The 2,104-nt window shown below is 42.2% G+C and carries 2 protein-coding genes; both read right to left on the reverse strand.

Annotation, left to right across the window (positions count from 1 at the left end):
- Positions 1–286: 286 nt before the first annotated feature.
- The gene (locus L2748_RS23620; RefSeq protein WP_220783580.1) at positions 287–958 is read right to left on the reverse strand and encodes a GAD-like domain-containing protein; all 672 of its coding nucleotides are present in this window, start codon (positions 956–958) and stop codon (positions 287–289) included.
- Between the two features lies 1 nt (position 959).
- Complete coding sequence (locus L2748_RS23625; RefSeq protein WP_220783579.1) at positions 960–1,970, reverse strand: polymorphic toxin type 15 domain-containing protein; 1,011 nt, start codon at positions 1,968–1,970, stop codon at positions 960–962.
- Between the last annotated feature and the right edge of the window lie 134 nt (positions 1,971–2,104).

The following is a 2,104-nucleotide window of genomic DNA, read 5'->3' on the forward strand; positions in this document are numbered from 1 at the left end:
GAGCTTCTTTAACTGTATAGCCTTGGTCTATTACTAACTGGGCGGCTTCTAATCTAAATTCAGCAGTATAAGTTGGTTTTGATTTACGGGTAATTTGTTCACCTTGTGTTTAGATGGGGATTATACCCCTTACATCTTGGTGTCCAAATTCACTATGCCACTACAGACGGGGTTGTATACGTCGTTGTAGGTGTGCGGTAAGTGTTAAAAAGCCCTGCGTTGCAGGGCTTATTTAACAGTATGGGTATTTATGCGTACTGGGCAAACGTGGCTTTTTCATAACGGATTAACTTTCGTAATGCTTGATCACGTTTCCAACCATCGTGGCCATATCGATGATTTCTGCTCCCCCTAAATCAGCCATAACCTGTAAGAAAACATGTAGATCCTCTTTAGCCATTGCGTCTGGGGATTTCCTTCCCCCCATAAATAGGTAAGGGGTAAACACCATGACTTCATCTTTACCAATAGAGCCATGCTTTTTTAGTACAGACGGAAAAAGAGAGCTTGAACCTACCAATTCATCGATGGTTTTTACTTTACGTATTGCAAAGAAATGCTGAATTGCCTCATTTGCCTTACTGTTGGCTATATCGCCCTCACTTCCCTTGTTGGTCTTAATCCAGTTTAAGTGAGGAATGATAGAAAGTGAGTATCCCGTTTTTTCACCCCACAAATAGAGTTCACCGTATGCACTTCTGGCAATCACATGGTAATTGTCGTAATCAGCGAACTCTGTTCCCTCAAGAAAGGATTCAAGCACGTCTTCAAACTCTGCAGGATTGGTGATCCAGAAAAGCCCGTTTTGAAACCCTGAAAACCCCAATTGTTGCCAGTATTCCAACAATCTATCGGGCAAGATCCCACGATAACTTTCTACTTGCTCTGAAGTTGCCGCAACAACGTCTGTCGGCGCTCCAAATTTTGACAGGAAAAATTCCAAATATTCATCATTCATTTTATTTACTTCCGCGTAATGGACAGCGTTCTAGCGAGACATTCATTTTGGCATCCGGCCCTAATGTTTCCAAAGCGCGTTGTGCCTGTTTATCCATCTGAACTAAGCGCGATTTTGTTCGCCATTGAGAGCCAAGGGAGGAGTTCACCCCTTTATTCCCCATTCGACTCACTTTATCTTCTCCGCCTGCAATCATATCAGGGTCATGTAATGCGGCGAGGTTGGCCATGATTTCATTTGTACGTGCGGTTGCCTTCATTTCCGCTTTGATTGGTGACATTTTTTTTAGGAAATTCATTTCAAGAGAATCATTTAAGTCGTTTGAAAAGCGTTTTCTAAATTGCTCCTGAGCCATGCCCGTTCCCGCTCGCTTCATTTGTTTGTAACGGTTACGGTTCTCGATGTACTCCCCCACGGTCAGGTCATTTAGACCCGATTCCTGATGTTTAAGTTGACGCGCAAAATGACTTTCCAACTCACGCTCGTTGCCTTTGAACTTACCTTTAATCTTTGTCCCTGGTTCAAAACAAGGCACTTTAAATCGCTTCATGGTACGCAAAGATTTCGCCATGGCGCTATCAATTTTTGTCGGATTCCCTTTCTTTTCAAGATTAGAAGCGAGAGATTCCGGATCTCTTACAATATTACGACCTTTTGTCGCTGCCGTTTCTGCTGCAAGCAAAACCGAACCATAAGCAGGCATAGATTTTATAGCATTTGCACCATTTATCTCTGCATCAGAAATATCAAACGTTGAAGTTTCTCTATATCGTTCAGCTACTTCATCAGGCGCTAATTTTTCCCCCGTAGTCGTATCAGTAACTTGAACCACACCATTATCAACTAAATACTCTGCCAACATTGCCCGCTGAGAGGCAATTAAATCATTACCTACCTGTTTGACCGCACCGATAGCATCGTCAATTACATCTGATACACTGTCACGTACATCATTAAATGAATCAACAAAACCTGTTTTAGTCATACGCCTTTCTTGTTGAAGCGTTTCCATTACCCGATCACTATTTTTATGGTTCTGTAGAACTTGTCTCTGATATTGTAGTGGCATAGTGAATTTGGACACCAAGATGTAAGGGGTATAATCCCCATCTAAACACAAGGTGAACAAATGACCCGTAAATCAAA

The sequence above is a fragment of the Shewanella sairae genome (assembly GCF_023283535.1).
GTDB classification, from domain to species: domain Bacteria; phylum Pseudomonadota; class Gammaproteobacteria; order Enterobacterales; family Shewanellaceae; genus Shewanella; species Shewanella sairae.

Excerpts from the sequence above, each read along its gene's own strand:
- L2748_RS23625 (WP_220783579.1), bottom strand. The coding sequence starts at position 1,970 with ATGGAAACGCTTCAACAAGAAAGGCGTATGACTAAAACAGGTTTTGTT.
- L2748_RS23620 (WP_220783580.1), bottom strand. The coding sequence starts at position 958 with ATGAATGATGAATATTTGGAATTTTTCCTGTCAAAATTTGGAGCGCCG.